Origin of the sequence: Dulcicalothrix desertica PCC 7102, from assembly GCF_003991905.1 — a bacterium.
GTDB classification, from domain to species: Bacteria; Cyanobacteriota; Cyanobacteriia; order Cyanobacteriales; family Nostocaceae; genus Dulcicalothrix; species Dulcicalothrix desertica.
Genome location: NZ_RSCL01000049.1, coordinates 1 through 15,840, shown reverse-complemented (window position 1 = coordinate 15,840; position 15,840 = coordinate 1). Strand labels below are relative to the sequence as shown.

Annotated in this window: 16 protein-coding genes and 1 pseudogene; 13 read left to right on the top strand and 4 right to left on the bottom strand. The window is 38.9% G+C overall.

The features are described from left to right. Positions 1-25: 25 nt before the first annotated feature. Positions 26-1,495 carry a phytoene desaturase family protein gene (crtI, locus tag DSM106972_RS47770; protein ID WP_127087295.1) on the bottom strand — a complete coding sequence of 490 codons (1,470 nt, stop codon included), beginning with the start codon at positions 1,493-1,495 and terminating at the stop codon, positions 26-28. 106 nt (positions 1,496-1,601) lie between these two features. On the opposite strand from crtI, the gene DSM106972_RS47765 reads away from it, so the two are divergent. The 3 genes from DSM106972_RS47765 to DSM106972_RS47755 all read left to right on the top strand — a co-directional run bounded on the left by DSM106972_RS47765 (position 1,602) and on the right by DSM106972_RS47755 (position 5,010). Next, positions 1,602-3,071 carry a carotenoid oxygenase family protein gene (locus DSM106972_RS47765; protein WP_127087294.1) on the top strand — a complete coding sequence of 490 codons (1,470 nt, stop codon included), beginning with the start codon at positions 1,602-1,604 and terminating at the stop codon, positions 3,069-3,071. A 37-nt stretch (positions 3,072-3,108) separates the two neighbouring features. Next, positions 3,109-3,939: a class I SAM-dependent methyltransferase gene (locus DSM106972_RS47760; protein ID WP_127087293.1), complete on the top strand. Its 831-nt coding sequence runs from the start codon at positions 3,109-3,111 to the stop codon at positions 3,937-3,939. Positions 3,940-4,407: 468 nt separating this feature from the next. Then, a complete protein-coding gene (locus DSM106972_RS47755; RefSeq protein WP_127087292.1) occupies positions 4,408-5,010 on the top strand; it encodes a hypothetical protein in 603 nt (200 codons plus the stop codon). Positions 5,011-5,325: 315 nt separating this feature from the next. On the opposite strand, the gene DSM106972_RS47750 is transcribed toward DSM106972_RS47755, so the two are convergent. After that, positions 5,326-6,219 (bottom strand): class II fructose-bisphosphate aldolase, encoded by an 894-nt coding sequence (locus DSM106972_RS47750; RefSeq protein WP_127087291.1) that lies wholly within the window; start codon positions 6,217-6,219, stop codon positions 5,326-5,328. 269 nt (positions 6,220-6,488) lie between these two features. Here DSM106972_RS47750 and DSM106972_RS47745 point away from each other — a divergent pair, with 269 nt between their 5' ends. The 6 genes from DSM106972_RS47745 (at position 6,489) to DSM106972_RS47720 (ending at position 11,705) form a co-directional block, all read left to right on the top strand. Continuing rightward, positions 6,489-7,214, top strand: coding sequence for a CAP domain-containing protein (locus tag DSM106972_RS47745; RefSeq protein ID WP_170213653.1), 726 nt, complete (start codon positions 6,489-6,491; stop codon positions 7,212-7,214). A 184-nt stretch (positions 7,215-7,398) separates the two neighbouring features. Further along, complete coding sequence (locus DSM106972_RS47740; protein ID WP_127087290.1) at positions 7,399-8,205, top strand: hypothetical protein; 807 nt, start codon at positions 7,399-7,401, stop codon at positions 8,203-8,205. 136 nt (positions 8,206-8,341) lie between these two features. Then, the gene (locus tag DSM106972_RS47735; protein ID WP_127087289.1) at positions 8,342-8,758 is read left to right on the top strand and encodes a hypothetical protein; all 417 of its coding nucleotides are present in this window, start codon (positions 8,342-8,344) and stop codon (positions 8,756-8,758) included. A gap of 126 nt (positions 8,759-8,884) precedes the next feature. Next, a complete protein-coding gene (locus tag DSM106972_RS47730; protein ID WP_127087288.1) occupies positions 8,885-9,577 on the top strand; it encodes a CAP domain-containing protein in 693 nt (230 codons plus the stop codon). Between the two features lie 232 nt (positions 9,578-9,809). Further along, complete coding sequence (locus DSM106972_RS47725) at positions 9,810-10,757, top strand: hypothetical protein (protein WP_127087287.1); 948 nt, start codon at positions 9,810-9,812, stop codon at positions 10,755-10,757. 105 nt (positions 10,758-10,862) lie between these two features. Further along, positions 10,863-11,705, top strand: a complete 843-nt coding sequence (locus DSM106972_RS47720) for an alpha/beta fold hydrolase (protein ID WP_127087315.1) — start codon at positions 10,863-10,865, stop codon at positions 11,703-11,705. Between the two features lie 28 nt (positions 11,706-11,733). On the opposite strand, the gene DSM106972_RS47715 is transcribed toward DSM106972_RS47720, so the two are convergent. After that, positions 11,734-12,720 carry a heme-dependent oxidative N-demethylase family protein gene (locus tag DSM106972_RS47715; RefSeq protein ID WP_127087286.1) on the bottom strand — a complete coding sequence of 329 codons (987 nt, stop codon included), beginning with the start codon at positions 12,718-12,720 and terminating at the stop codon, positions 11,734-11,736. A gap of 246 nt (positions 12,721-12,966) precedes the next feature. Between DSM106972_RS47715 and DSM106972_RS47710 the strand changes: the two genes are divergently transcribed. From DSM106972_RS47710 to DSM106972_RS47700, 3 genes are all read left to right on the top strand, one after another. Continuing rightward, positions 12,967-13,236: a co-chaperone GroES gene (locus DSM106972_RS47710; protein WP_127087285.1), complete on the top strand. Its 270-nt coding sequence runs from the start codon at positions 12,967-12,969 to the stop codon at positions 13,234-13,236. A gap of 193 nt (positions 13,237-13,429) precedes the next feature. After that, on the top strand, positions 13,430-14,110 hold the full coding sequence (locus DSM106972_RS52980; protein WP_127087284.1) for a TCP-1/cpn60 chaperonin family protein: 681 nt from the start codon (positions 13,430-13,432) through the stop codon (positions 14,108-14,110). A gap of 383 nt (positions 14,111-14,493) precedes the next feature. After that, positions 14,494-14,694, top strand: a complete 201-nt coding sequence (locus tag DSM106972_RS47700; protein ID WP_127087283.1) for a hypothetical protein — start codon at positions 14,494-14,496, stop codon at positions 14,692-14,694. 152 nt (positions 14,695-14,846) lie between these two features. On the opposite strand, the gene DSM106972_RS47695 is transcribed toward DSM106972_RS47700, so the two are convergent. Further along, complete coding sequence (locus tag DSM106972_RS47695) at positions 14,847-15,212, bottom strand: beta/gamma crystallin-related protein (protein ID WP_127087282.1); 366 nt, start codon at positions 15,210-15,212, stop codon at positions 14,847-14,849. A gap of 399 nt (positions 15,213-15,611) precedes the next feature. On the opposite strand from DSM106972_RS47695, the pseudogene DSM106972_RS56115 reads away from it, so the two are divergent. Beyond that, positions 15,612-15,806 (top strand): annotated as a pseudogene (locus tag DSM106972_RS56115) (hypothetical protein); the annotation flags it as partial. Between the last annotated feature and the right edge of the window lie 34 nt (positions 15,807-15,840).

Below are 15,840 nucleotides of genomic sequence, written 5' to 3'. Positions count from 1 at the left end.
ATTGGGGTTTAACTATTGGCGCCTGTCAAGCTTTGCCAATCATTCGCGCTACAATTTTGCCAGAAGTGATTACACTAGGCAGTCCTGCACCTGGATGGGTTCCAGCACCTACAAAATAAAGGTTACGAATATCTTCACTTTGATGATGCGGACGAAACCAACCAGACTGTGTAAAAGTTGATTCCATTGCAAAAGCACTTCCTTGGTAACTGTTGAATGTATCGCGGAAATATAGAGGATTAATACTATGCTCGGTAACTATATGTTTTGATAAATCTGGTAAATAATAGCGCTCAAGGTACTGAATTACTTTATTCCGAAATGGCTTGGAGTTTACTTCCCAGTCTGTCTGTCCACTTAAGTTTGGCACGGGAACGAGAGCATACCAAGACTCACATCCAAGGGGTGCTAATGATGCATCGGTAGCGGTTGGACGATGCAAGTACAAACAAAAGTATGAAGGTAAATGTTTACGTTCAAAGATGTCTTGCATGAAATTGTGATATTCAGGCGCCATCAGCATTTCATGATGTGCCATGTGCTGATAACGGCGATTTGTACCAAAGTAAATGACAAACACAGACATTGAATGACGCATTCGTTCAAATTTAGCAAGACTATAATGACGTCGAAACTTTGCTGGCACTAAATTCATATAAGTAAAGGCGACATCAGCATTACTCACAACTATATCAGATGGTAAATATTTACCATTCGCTAAAATGGCGCCTGTGGCATAACCAGTTTTATAATTCATGGCAATTTCAGCTACTGGTGTATTGAGTAATAACTTACCCCCAAGCTCGCAAAAAAGTTGTACCAAAGCATTAACTAAGGCTCCTGTTCCTCCCATAGCAAACCAGACACCGAACTTTCTTTCCAATTCATGAATTGTGGTAAAAATTGAAGAAGTTGTAAAGGGATTACTACCTATCCATAGAGGATGAAAACTAAAAACTTGTCGTAGTCGTTCATCTTGAAAATATTGATTAACGAAACTAGCAACTGATTGTAAAGGTTGTAAGCCAATTATCTTAGGAGCAAATTTTATCAATTCGCAAAAATTATTCAATGGTTGTTCCATCAGTGGCATAACTTTTTTGAAAATTTTCTCCAAAGCTTGCTCAAAACGATAATAGCCTTGAATATCTTGGGAATTAAACTCGCGAATCTGCTGCAAAATATATTCGCGGTTGCCAGTGAGGTGAAAAACTGACCCATCGCTAAAACGAATGTTGTAAAAAGGGTCAAGCTGAACTAGCTGTACATAATCTTCTATTCTTCTCCCATTTATTTGAAATAATTCATCAATAAGGTAAGGTGCTGTAATTATTGTTGGACCAGCATCAAAGGTAAAGCCATCTTGTTGGTACACATTAGCACGACCGCCAGGTTCTGACTGCTTTTCTAACAGTGTAACTTGATGTCCTTGAGTCTGTAGTCGAATTGCTGCAGATAAACCACCGAATCCGCTACCAATTATCACAATCTTCATAATATTTTGTGGATATTACTGAAACATTAGTATCTTTATAGACTTAAGATTCCCAATAGAGGGCATTTAATAACAAATTTCATAGTTATTTAAATTTTTAAGATTTATGGTACAAAATCCAGCATTTTTAGATTCCGAAACTAAGTTAGGAAAAGAGTTAAAAAATACACATAAAGCTTGGAAGCAGGCGATTGCCGAGCCAGGGCAAGAATTTTCCTCCACACCTTTGCCAGTTTTAGAAGGCACAATACCAGAATATTTACGGGGTACACTTTATCGCATTGGACCAGGGCGCCTCTCTCGTGGGGGTATCCAGGTCGGACACTGGTTTGATGGCGATGGTGCGATTCTTAGGGTTCATTTTGGTGATGATGGCGCCACTGCTTTATACCGCTACGTGCAAACCAAGGGATATCAGCATGAAGTCGCAGCAGGCAAACTTTTGTATGGTAACTATGGAATGATTGCACCTGGACGATTCTGGAACCACTTCCTAAGACCGCTAAAAAATGTCGCTAACACTGCTGTTATCGCTTTACCCGATAAACTTTTGGCGTTGTGGGAGGGTGGTAAACCCCATGCACTTGATTTAGAGACACTGGAAACACAAGGTATAGATAGTTTAGGCGCCTTAAAAGGAGGTTTGACTTATTCCGCACATCCCAAACGCGACCCTCAAACTGGGGAGATTTTTAATTTTGGTGTCACAGGTAAATTCAAAGGTTGTTTGAATCTTTATAAATCTGACTCTACTGGTAAAATATTGGTATCAAAAGCATTTTCCCTTGATTGGCTTCCTTTAGTACATGATTTCGTGTTAGCTGGAGAATATCTCATATTTTTCATTCCACCAGTTAAAGTACACGGATTGCCTGTTGGTTTAGGATTGCGTAGTTATGGTAACTCCATGACCTGGGAACCGAAATCAGGAACACAAATTTTGGTATTTGATAAACAAACCTTATCTCTAGTTAGCCGTAGTGAGACTGAAGGCTTTTTTCTTTGGCACTTCGGTAATGGCTATGTAGATGAAAACGGTATGGTAATGATAGATTTCGCTGGCTATGAAGACTTTAATATCAATCAACGTCTAAAGGAATTGCCAACTGGAGAGTTAAAAACACCAACAAAATCAGGATTATGGCAGTTAATTTTGAATCCGAAAACAGGCAAGGTAAAGGCAGTTGAAAAAGGATATAATCATTTAGCTGAATTTCCAATGGTATCACCGTTAGAAATTGGACAGAAATGGCGATACACTTATTTTTTGGGATTTGGGAAAGGAACGAATACCACAGAGGAATTTTTTAATGCTATCGCGCGTATTGATTACAAAACCGATTCTTTGACAATTGCCGACTTAGGGGAGAACCGCTATCCTCTAGAACCTACCTACGCAGCAAATCCCATAAATCCCCAATCAGGGTGGCTTTTAACGATAGTTTATGATGGCAATAACCACACAAGCGAAGTATGGATTTTTGACAGCGAACATCTAGATGATGAACCTGTTTGTAAATTAGAATTACCAAGTGTAATTCCCTTGGGATTTCATGGAATATGGAAAGGTAATTAGTTAGGAGTTAGGAGTTAGGAGTTAGGAATTGGGAGTTATGAGTAAACAAACAGTAAATTTGGGAATAGTTCAAGAAACTTTATTAATCCCCCTATGGTCGCGTGCGGTAGAAGCAAGTCAGCCAGAACCGATACTGTACGATGCAAAAGCCAAAGAAATAGTTTCTCAACTAGATTATGATTTCGACAAGTTTCAAGCAGCGAAAAGCACCCAGGTGATGATGTGCATTCGAGGTAAAGCTATTGACGAGTTGACACAACATTTTATCCAACAAAATCCGCAATCTACAATCGTGGAAATTGGCGCCGGTTTAGATACTCGATTTGAGCGGCTTGATAACGGACAATTGTATTGGTTTGATTTAGATTTGCCTGATGCAATAGCTGTCAGAAAACATTTCTTTGAAGAAAACGGGCGCCGACATTTCATTAGTGGCTCTGTGCTAGAGCCAGAATGGATAAATCAAGTCAAACAAAATTGCCCAAATTCACCAAAATTATTTATTGCTGAGGGGGTATTGCTTTACTTTACAGAGGAACAGGTAAAAACACTCTTGGCAATCTTAGCGCAGGAATTCCCAGGTTCATACCTAGTATTTGATGCTGCTTCACCATTTATTATCAAAAATCGCAGAAGCTACGAAGCTGTAAAACACACTTCTGCCAAATTCCAATGGGGTATCAAGAATATTAAAGATATAGAAGCTTGGGACTCTCGATACAAAATTATTGCTTCTCGCTACATCTGGCATTTCCCAGAGTTTCGCAAACGCTTCTCTTTCAATGCCCGCTTACTTATGGCCATTTTGCCACCTTTGACCCGCTCTTATGCAGTACACTTAGCCTCGATTTGCACTAACGCAGATTAATTCCAAACCAGTAGTACTCTACCAGACAGCACAACTACTGGCGCCACTTCGTACTACTGGTTCACATCGTTTAATAGTACATATGATTTGAACATAAAGCAAATGCCGCAGAATGGTACTACTGGTTAACATAATGCTCTAAAATGGTACTACTGGTTAATTTAAACCAGTAGTACTTTATTTAAGCACGTTGCCTGCTGGCGCCTGATTATTCATTAATCCAATGCGTATTAATAGTACCCCGACGGGCACTGTCAAAAGGTATATGTGTTTTCAAAAATACATATGCTAGTAAATTACTCTGCTTCGCACTTGTACAGGTTATTGTATAAGTATAACATCTGCAAATGTTCATAGGCGCCTATAAACATTTGATTTAAGATACTCCAGATATTCCAATAAAAAAAGGGATGTATTATTTACATCCCCATGTAAGTTAAAATATTATTAGGTAACAAGTGAAACCTTATGGCATACAGCGATTTCACGGTTGGTAAAGTTAAACAGGCATTTGGAATTCAGACAAATGAAGGTGTCGCATTTTTTCCGGAAATTTCTCCAGTTGCACCAACTTCTACATTGTTAGAGGTTTTATCAGAAAATCTTCCACTTGCGGTTGCACTACCAAGTGAAAAAGCCAAATCTGAACTACTAATTAGCCCAATTTTGGTTGAAGTTAGAAAGTATCTCAAGCGACAAATCAGCTTATTTTCAGGACAGGAATTTACAGTTAATCCTGAAGTTGGACTATCAGGAGTGTGCGATTTTCTAATCAGTCGGTCACCTGAACAATTAGAAGTCGAGTCTCCGGTTATTGTGCTGGTAGAAGCGAAAAAAGCAGATATTAACAGTGGTATGGGGCAATGTATGGCAGAAATGGTTGCAGCACAACAATTTAATCAGCAAGCAGGAGAAGAATCATTCCCTATTTATGGTTGTGTTAGTAACGGAATGTTATGGCGATTTCTCAAACTTGAACAAAAACAAATAACAGTGGATTTTAAAGATTATTCCTTAGAGCCTATATCTGAATTGCTAGGTAAACTGGTTTGGATGTGCAGGGGTGAATAAAGGAGCGTGGTTTGATACGGTAAAAATGAATTTACCTTTTATTTCAAATTTATAAATCTTTAACACTAATGACTTTGCACACATGCTTTTAAGGGCAAACTGGCGCCTTGAGTACTACTGGTTATCACTCGTTTGTAATTCATTTGTATTGTATTGTTTGAAATTCCTTATTTTTGGTACTACTGGTTTCGGTTAACCAGTAGTACTGCTTTAGAATCATTGTTAGACTGGCGCCGCAAGCACTACTAGCAAACGGCGCCTATAAACAAATATTCAACAGGCGCCTTAAAATAAATCAACCATCCGTTACATCCGTTACATCCGTTGCCCAGCTAACATACTCGCATAAGGTGACTCATGCAAATGGGCTTTACCTACAGAACCAAAAAGCTGTATTTTCTCACTTATTACTTCTTGCATTGCGCTAATCGCATTTTGCATTAAGTCTACCAAATCAGGACTTTTAGAAGTGCTTAAATCCTTTTTCAAGTTCTGTACGTAGGCTTGTCTTACTTCTGTATTGACGTTAAATTTACATACACCTAGTTCTATTGATTTACTTATCATCTCTGGTGGTAAACCAGAGGCGCCATGCAATACTAAAGGAATATCAATATTTTTGCGGATACGAACTAATCTTGGAAAATCTAGTCTTGGTTTGCTTTTGTATTCTCCATGTACATTACCAATAGTCACTGCTAAGAAGTCAACTTTTGTAGCTGCGACAAATTCAACTGCTTGGTCTGGGTCGGTCATTAAAGCTTCTTTTTCTTCAACGGTCATTCCATCTTCGCTACCGCTAATTCTACCTATTTCTGCTTCGACTGCAGCGCCTTTGGAATGCGCTAATTCGGTCATCTGTTTGGTAAAGGTTAAATTCTCTGTGTAGGGTAACGGTGAACCGTCTGCCATTACTGAGGTCATTCCAGCGCTTAATGCTTGTTGAATTGCACTTGCTGAGGTACTGTGGTCTAAATGTACTGAAATCGGTACTTTTGATGTGCGTGCTGCTTCCATACAAAGTGACACTAACGCTGTACCACCAAATTTAAGTGAACCAGGGTGAATTTGTAGCATGGCAGGACTTGAGAGAGTTTCGGCTGCTTGCACTACTGCTTTGACCCCTTCCAAATTATATATGTTAAAGGCGCCGATTGCATAAACGTTCCTGCGCGCGGTTAAGAGCAAATCCCTTGTTGAAGCAAGCATATTTATTTCTCCCAAAGAAATATCGAACCAGATTTAGTTTGACATGGACAATATAAAAATATGTTTAATCTTGACTTTAAAGTCACTAGTGTCGCGTTTGGTAATTATTCTCTATACAACAATATATGTAATATTACTTAGGATTGATGTTTGATGAAGCTAAGTCTCAAGCTGATGAATAGGAAGTTTCAAGAAACAATTTCTCTATATATACAGTCAAAGACTTGTATATAAATAAGTCAGTGTGAGTACTTTTAAGAGGTTATATGATGCATCGGTCAAAGTTTTGGATGTTTTTTCCCATTGCTTTAATATTTACAAGTGTTCCACAATTGTTACAATCTGATTCATCTGAAGCTAAGTCTACATCAAGTGCGGCGCCTGTTACCGTCAAAGCCAATCAACTTGCTAGCCCAACTTTGGTAGCAAGCGCTAACTACCTCTCATCAATTGAATCACAGATTATTGCGGAAACGAACAAGATACGGACGAACCCTAAATCTTACCTTCCAATTCTCGAAAATTACCGCAAACGCTTCCAAGGAAATAAAGTCAAAATTGGAAACAATTCATTTTTGGTGACTCAAGAAGGAGCAAGGGCAGTTGACGAAGCAATTGCATTTTTAAAGTCACAACGTCCAATAGGCGCCTTATCTGCTTCAAGAGGAATGTCGCTTGGCGCCAAAGACCATGTAAAAGACCAAGGACCCAAAGGTTCAATAGGTCATAACGGTAGCAACGGTAGTAGTCCTTTTTCTCGTATTAGTAAATATGGAAAGTGGCAAACTACCGCAGGTGAGAATATCAGTTACGGGCCTGCAACTGCTCAAGATATCGTTATGCAGCTAGTTATCGATGACGGTGTGCCAGATAGAGGACACCGCAAAAATATCTTTAACCCTAATTTCAAGGTTTCTGGGGTCGCGTTTGGAAATCATGCTAAATACGGCAAAATGTGTGTAATCACTTATGCCGGTGGATTTAAAGATAAATAAATATTGATATCAACTAAAAAAGGCGCAAGCGTGTAAGCGAGGTTATCGTCAAAACCGATAACTTCCTGCATTCTTTTACACCTGTTCTTATTTCCCAGAAAAAGTAAATTTTTGTAAAGATAATGTCTAATTTGGATAAAAGCGTTTATGAGAAAGTAGTAAGAGCAAAACGGTTAAACAACTTATGGCAATGTATAAGCCAAAACCTGATGACGCAGTTCTAGGAAATAGTCAAATTCCCAATACTCCATACAATGCGGTTGTACTAGGTGGAGTTGAAGGTATCAAGCATCGGCTTCGGAATAGTTCATTAATGATAAAATTAGAAGAATTAAGTAATGCGCTTCAAGACAATGAAGAAGGATTAAAGCGAATATACGAGTTTCTGTTTCTTGAGACTGACCCTACAATGAAATGGGTAGTTTCAAATTGGCTACGGCAAAAAGCATCTGGAACAACGCGCGCTAAGTTAACAAAATATATATCTTGTTTAGAACATATTCCTTACGAGTTAATCGAACTTTCTCTGACAACGATGGATAGTGTTATAACAGCTAAAGCTTCTCAAGAAGTTGGAATGAGCGCGACTGATACAGGAAAGGTGCTAAAAAACATTTATGCTCAAGGCGCCAAAGTAATAGAACAAATTCTTAAAATTATCTATCCGCTTCAAGATGTAGAACAAGCAATGCAACATCTATTCGGTGGTACAGTTGAGCAACTTCGAGTTGCTGAGGTAACAAGGAATGCAGCTTCTGAAGCAGTAAAAATAGCAGAAAAAGCAGCTCTCATGGCTGAGGAAATAAGAATTGCCGCAGAAGCACAAGCAGCTAAAGTTGTACAGAAAACAAGAATTATTATAGAAGAAGAAGTAGAGATAATAAGAGTTTTACAAGAAACAAGAAAAGCTTACGAAGAAGCCGCTCGAATGGCGGAGGTTGCAAGAATTGCGGCAGAAGCAGTTAAAAAAGCTACAGAAGGAACTTTATAAACTTTAGTACTAATGTCATGAAACGATTAGCGCCAGTTTAATCTAAGTGTTTATATGTATTAGTGCATTATATAGAGTATTACATATCAACCGATATAATTCTTTAAATCTAAACGACACTTCGTATATTAATGGCATGAAATACACACATTTAGCAATTGTAAGTACAGTATTTTTCTTGGCTACTGCACAAAATTCTGCGTTCGCGGACGAAGTATGGAATAGCAGTTATGGTAAAGTCGTTTACCAAAGTGATAGAGGTAAAACAGCTATTTGGAGTTATCCCGCAGGCGCCATTTTCATTGAGGGACTAGCTGGAGTATTCAATAATCGTGGAGTTTATCACGGCTACTGGATTGGCAAATCTAATGTTAAATGCGATACAGGGCGAGAAGATAGTTCTGGTAAATTAAGCAACACTTGGGGACGATTTTCGATTCGTTTTACAGTGCCTAATTTTCCTATGCCTTGGGAAGCAAAATGGAGCTACTGTGAAGCTGAACCAACTTTTTCATGGAATGGAAATCCGATAACAGGCGCCATAACTTATTAGTATTTATGTTCGCATTAGAGATATTCGGAAATTTATAGCTTGCACTTGTAGCTTATAAACAATTGTACAAGATGTCACAAAGTGAATTTATCTAGAATACATGTATTGAGTTCCCAGATAACCCCAATGCGTCGGATACTTCCTTGGGTATTTGCCCCTATCAGCTTACTTTTTTCTTCGTGTCAAATTGTGTTGCAACCTGATTTTCCCATATCTATACAACCTAGTGACTCTGGTGTTCCCGTTAACGAAAGTGACTTATCACGTTTGGAACAACAAGTTATTGTGGAAATGAACAAAGCCCGCACTAACCCCGCAGCTTATGTAGCCGTATTAGAAAACTATAAAAAGCGCTTTGAAGGTAAACGAGTTAAATTATCATCTAATCTCTACTTGCAAACTACTGAGGGAGTTAAAGCTGTTGATGAAGCTATTCAATATCTTAAAAAAGTCTCTCCTGTTCCTGCTTTGAGTGTATCTAAAGGTTTGTCACTTGCTGCACGCGACCATGTTAAAGACCAAGGCGCCAAAGGTATTACAGGTCATACAGGAAGTGATGGCAGTAATCCTTTTGAACGGATGCAACGCTATGGTAAGTGGCAAGTTATAGCTGGAGAGAATATCAGTTACGGTTCTCCCACTGCCCAAGATATTGTAATGCAATTAATTATTGATGATGGAGTACCCGACCGAGGTCACAGAACTAATATATATAACCCTAAATTCAAATTAGCAGGCGTTGCTTTTGGTATTCATTCTACCTACCGACAAATGTGTGTGATTGATTATGCTAGTGGATATGTAAACAAAATTAGTTAATTTCTCAAAATAGCTTAATATGCACATTTTCACCATCTACGCTTTATCAGTTTATGTATTAAATGTTGCATACAGCTCTTTCAGGGAAAAAGCGTGATGTTGTTACAAAATTTTACAATTATGTTTATTGTGTTAGTGGTAAAATAATTAGGACATGTAAAAGCGCACCCAGCCGTTAGAAATTGGGTACGCTTTTTAAAAAATATTAATTAAATTCTGGAGTTATCTTAACATGGATATCGCGCTAACAGCTCAACTTTACCAAGTTTTTTTACCCCAACCTGCAAAACTTAATCTAGCAACGGCTGCGGATGATATTCATTCGTTATTAGAGTTGGCATCAGGCGCCTTGATGGCAGCGGGAGAAGTACTAAAGCAAACAAAACAGCATCTAAGTCGCGCACGCTTCAGCGATTGGTTGGATAAAAACGATTTTGTCACTGGTGATGCAAATAAACTAATAAAGCTATTCGAGAGTTTTGGTAATATATATGATGATTTGACAACAGTCAGTCCTTTATCGTTGATGGGCTTACTGGCGCCGAAATATGGAACAGCCAGAGATGCACTGGTTGATATGGTCGAAGAGTTTCGTAAAATCAACGATACTGTGACAACGCAAGATGTAGAAACTTTACGTAAGGCACATTCCCCACAACCCAAAAAGGCTCAAGCTGTAGTTAAGATGGTTGGTAATCAGCCAGGTGGTACAGGTATATTTCGTCTGGAAGTCAAAAGTCCTGAGCTTGCTAACCAGATTGACACCGAATGGAAGCAGTCAGGTTGCAGTCCAGATAAGTGGATGGAATTTGTATTAGCTTCAACACATAAAATTCAGGATATTGCCCAGGTGGTTTTAGGTCGTAAGATTGTTGAGGTGTCAGAGTTATCTGAGTTGGATGTGGTAATTGATAGAAGTCAGAATATTAATAACCTTGTTGGTGTTGAGTTAGAAATTGATGATTTCGGGCAGGTGTTGCCATCCCAGGTAGTTGAGTGTTTGAATAAATTACGCGATTTGGATGTGAGTCTTGATAATTATAGTAATCCAATCGCTCGGCGCCTGCATCGTGAAGAAAGAGCTACGGTTTTAGCCCAGTTGAAAATATTGGCAGAAGAATATCAATTAGATATTGAATCGTTGGTGTGGCGCCAGCATCTGGAATTGGCGCGTTGTTGATGATTAATTCTCCCATCGGCGCCTTTTGTTTGGGGCGGGTTTCTGGGCGGGTTTAGTTATATGCTGGTAAAGAGTGAAGATTTTGGGTTAACCCGCCCCTACGTTATGCGTTATCAATCTGTCCGTTTAAAAACTTATGTGCGTGGTCAGGGTTTTCCTGTACTTTGCTTGCATGGTCATCCTGGTTCTGGCGCCAGTATGTCGGTGTTTACTAACCATTTGAGCAACCGTTTCCAAACTTTGGCGCCTGATTTACGCGGTTATGGTAAAAGTCGCTTTAATAGGGACTTTGATATGTATGACCATTTAACCGACTTGGAAAATTTATTAGAACAGCACCAAATTCAAAAGTGCTTGGTTTTGGGATGGTCGTTGGGTGGAATTTTAGCTATGGAGTTAGCGCTAAGGTTTCCTGAGCGTGTTAGTGGATTGGTGCTAATAGCTACGTCTGCTCGTCCGCGAGGTAGTCATCCACCAATTAGCTTACAAGATAATATCTATACGGGTATTGCTGGATTGTTGAATATGGTAAAACCAGGGTGGCGATGGAATATTGAGACATTTGCCAAAAAATCTTTGTTTCGCTATTTAGTTGGACAGCATACACCTAGTACTTATAAATATATTGCATCAAATGCTGTTCCTGCTTACCTACAAACATCTCGTGCTGCAACACGCGCGCTGTTTAATGCAATTGGTAGAGGATATAATAAGTTACCAGATTTACATCAAATCGAATGTCCTTGTTTAGTACTTGCTGGAACCGAAGACCGTCATATTACTGTTGAGTCTAGCCTTGAAACTGCGAATAATCTCAAAAATGCTGAGTTTAAACGTTATTTGAATACTGCACACCTTTTTCCGTGGGAAATACCACAAGAAGTTTTAAGTGATATTGATAGCTGGCTTTTACAACATCCATATATATTTGAAAACAAAGGTATTTAGAATTACACCCATAATTAGGCTTACTAGCTTAAGGTTTTTCTAACCAAGCTATAATATCATCACGGTTTTCTACTAAACCTTTGTAAATTAAAGAGTCTAAACTCATAGATTTAATTGCAGAAACTAATTTTTGTCTCAAACAACTATCTTGCTTAATTTCTGCCACATCTCTAAAATATGTTCTAATTGTAAAAATTGCTGCATCACACTCAGGTAAACCCCAAATAACCTGACGTTCGATTCGTAAATATAACTCAGGATTATCGATATCAAATTTTCTACCTCCCCAAACTTCAGCTGGTGTATTTAATGGTGGTTGAGGATGATGGTTGAGACGAGTGTCTGTACTTAAACCCCAAGCAAAGCGTACCATTGGTTGATGCATAATCATTGTATTGGTAATTGCCTGGGCACGCTGATTAATTTTTTCAATTCCCGCAACGGGTGCGTGAACTGTCGTAAAGTCCTTACCTATTTTATCTTCGGCTGACCAATGGTTGGGAAAACATAAATGAATCGCGCCTACCCAATTTGTATTATTCGCACGACAAATAACTGTAACATCTTCTTGCACTTGTGCGGCTAATGCATCTAAACTACAGATGTAAGATGGGAATATAGTACTCTTAGGAATATCTACTTTTTGTAAATGATAATCTTTATCGAAGTATAGCTTTTCTTGAGTAAGTTGACAATTTAAAGCTATTCCCGAAGTAAAGCTTTCAAGATGGAAATAATTTGGATGTTCGTCAGTTAGGCGCCTGATAATAAACTTTATCACAGCAGCATCAACTACATTACTATAATTACTAGTTTGAAAATATTTGTTTAAAGCCTCTTGACGAGATGCCAGCTTTGTATTTCGGTAGTCAACAAAGGTATTATCAATCTGGAATACATAGTTATCTACTATACCATTGCCAAAACATTTACTTAATGGCACCATTCCAGGTTTGACTTCATAGCGTCCATTATCTAAAGGAAAATAGCGTGCAACAGCAATATCTATATTCATAAACCTCGAAGTATCCGTTCAAGGGGAATCATACTACCAAACCAAGTTCGGTAAGCCGTACAAATCAAATAATTGCCACTTCAGAAAGAGGTTTGCTCCCATTAGCACTTAGATAAAGCAAGTGCTAAAAGTGAAGGGTGAAATCACCACGAACACCTCTTTCTCTTATAGTATTTGCGCTTCGATTACAACAACACAACCTATAACTTACAAAAGAAAGGACGATAAACCGAAAGGAGGATTGTTATGGCAACCCTTAGTTTGGCAATTTCCAGTTTAAAACCATTAGGAGACCGAATATTGGTCAAAATCAGCGAAGCTGAAGAAAAAACCGCAGGTGGAATTTTCCTTCCTGACACAGCTAAAGAAAAGCAACAAGTTGGTGAGGTTGTTGAAGTAGGTTCGGGTAAGCGTAATGATGACGGTTCTTACCAACAGTTGGAAGTAAAAGTCGGAGATAAAGTACTTTATTCCAAATATGGTGGTACCGATATTAAACTTGGAAGTGAAGACTAGGTCTTGCTGCGCGAACAAGACATCCTCGCAGTTGTGAGTTAGTAGAAAGCGCTGAGTGCGCTCGTGCGCTCGTGCTGGGTGATGAGTACGCTTGTAAGGGCGGGTTCACGAAAAATTAAACATATTATTAGGATACCCCTAAACCCGCCCCGAAACCCAATAAAATCTAAAAATCTAAAATCATTTGAGAATTATGGCTAAGTACATTCTTTACAACGAAGACGCTCGTCGTGCATTAGAACGTGGTATCGATGCTCTTGCAGAAGCGGTTGCTGTAACTCTTAGTCCAAAAGGTCGTAATGTGGTTTTGGAAAAGAAATACGGCGCCCCGCAAATTATTAATGATGGTGTTACCATTGCGAAAGAAATTGAACTAGAAGACCATATTGAGAATACAGGTGTATCTTTAATTCGCCAAGCTGCTGCTAAAACTAACGATGCTGCTGGTGATGGTACAACTACTGCGACTGTTCTCGCTCACGCAATGATGAAAGAAGGTTTGCGGAACGTTGCAGCAGGTTCTAACCCTATTGCTCTCAAACGTGGTATTGATAAAGCAACCCAATTTTTAGTAAATAAAGTTGCACAACACGCACGTTCTGTTAGTGATTCAAAATCTATTGCAGGCGAAGCAACTCATGCTGATAAAAATGAATTGATGGGTGGTGCTGTCGCTACTTTATTCCCAATTACCTGGCGTGAACCTTTTGGATTGGTAATGGTAGAATCGATGGCAGCAGGTACACCAGTTATTGCAATGAATCTTGGTTCGGCGCCTGAAGTAATTAACCCTGGTGTAAGTGGTTTCCTTTGTAATGATGTATCTGAGTGCGTAAATGCTACAAGTATTGGAGGATGTAATTGTCGAATTTGATAGCAGCGAGGATAACGAGAAAGGCGCCCAGTAGCAAATCAGTTGAGATGCTTACCAAACGCCTAGATAAAATCGAATCGCAATTTACTTTTAAACTAGACGCAATAAAGTCTTCACTCGAACAACTTGTGCGAGCGTTTATCTCAAATACAAACACTCACCACAACCAACGTCGTCCGAGTTCGTACAATATCCATCACCAACCACTCACTCGTTCAAATTACCTTCGGTACACTACGTGAACAAAATTATTAATTCAAAATGCAAAATTAAAGAAGTAATTTGATATTCTCACATCTACATAGAGATTAAGTATGTTTGAATACCCTCTTAAATTTTGAATTTTGAATTTTTAATTTGAGCGCAGCGAGTGGCGCCTGGGATTGAATCCTCAAACTCTCTTAAACGAACGTCAAAACCGAACTACCAAGGAGTTTATCAGTTATACCAAGAGCCGCGACCCTCGCTCTTATGGTTGGGAGTGTGAGTACGATTATTGGCGAACTGCCTGGAGTGGAGGTAGGTATATTCGGCATGTAATTGTGTGTCCCAACAGCATCAGCGAAGCCGACGTTGTGGTTTAAGCGTGGGGTGGTGGGAAGTTGAGATGTTACGTATGGGGGTATATAGGGGCATAATAGGTGATGAAAACACGAATTTCAGATGCAGTAAAACTTATGTATTGACTACGGAACTGAAAATTGTGTTTACGGAGCATACTTTTGGAAAAAGCGAATTATTTAAGTCCTTTTAAAGACTCAATATCATTGTTTAAATTGAGATTTGGATAATTCCCAGGAGATAGAATTATACTACGACCTTTTTTATTTTTTTTTGCCCAAAACTGCCATTTCTGATTGTTCAGAACCTTGATAGATGAAGTTTTATTGTTAAATCTGCCTAAGCTATCTACTCCCTTAGTTAGTCTGATTGCACGTCCCGTAAAATTCCGACCTTCATATAAAATTACATCTGGTGTTTTTTGAGCAGATACAGGAACTATCTGAAGAGCAAATCCACCCATCGCACTTGCTATTAATAGTCCTACTGCTGTAATGCGCGAGTTGAATTTACCTTGATTAGATTTCTTAGCTGTAAACATAGCTGTTTCCTTCGATTTATGTGTTCTTGGTGTATAGACTTGCTTATGAAATTGAACGAAGAGCGCTTTCTTCAAATTGAAAATCGCATTGTTTAATTACCAGTAAGCGGGATGAACTTTCTCGTTCTATTCATTAACAGGGGTGACAAAATTAATTTATGCAGTCAGCAATATCAAGCTGCCTCAGATTTGATATAATTAGCTCTTGGGGCATATTATGGAATCCAAGTTGGGCAAAGCTTTGAAGCTATGTGGAAAATTAATGTAAGCGTTCTCTAAGGGTCGCGGCGCCACTTTTAATCTATGCGCGGACATGAAACACAACCGAGCATAAGTACTACAAAACAGGAACCTGATAGTTACACCGATTTATAAAGCGTTTCTTGCAGTAGACGCTCTGCGCGCGGAAACATTTCGCAAGTACGGCAATTAGTCGGAATGCGGGCACTAATGGCGAATCCGCTTTCTTGAAATTATTGACTTACCAATTAAAACGCGCCGGAGCGAAGGTTTAACCGTCACCGAGTATATTATTTTCTCGTATGGTACCAGTAAGGACTAGTAGACGCAGCCAAAAGTATAGCAGACTCAGGATTAACGAACAGCTTTAAAAGATGAAACTCCTCCT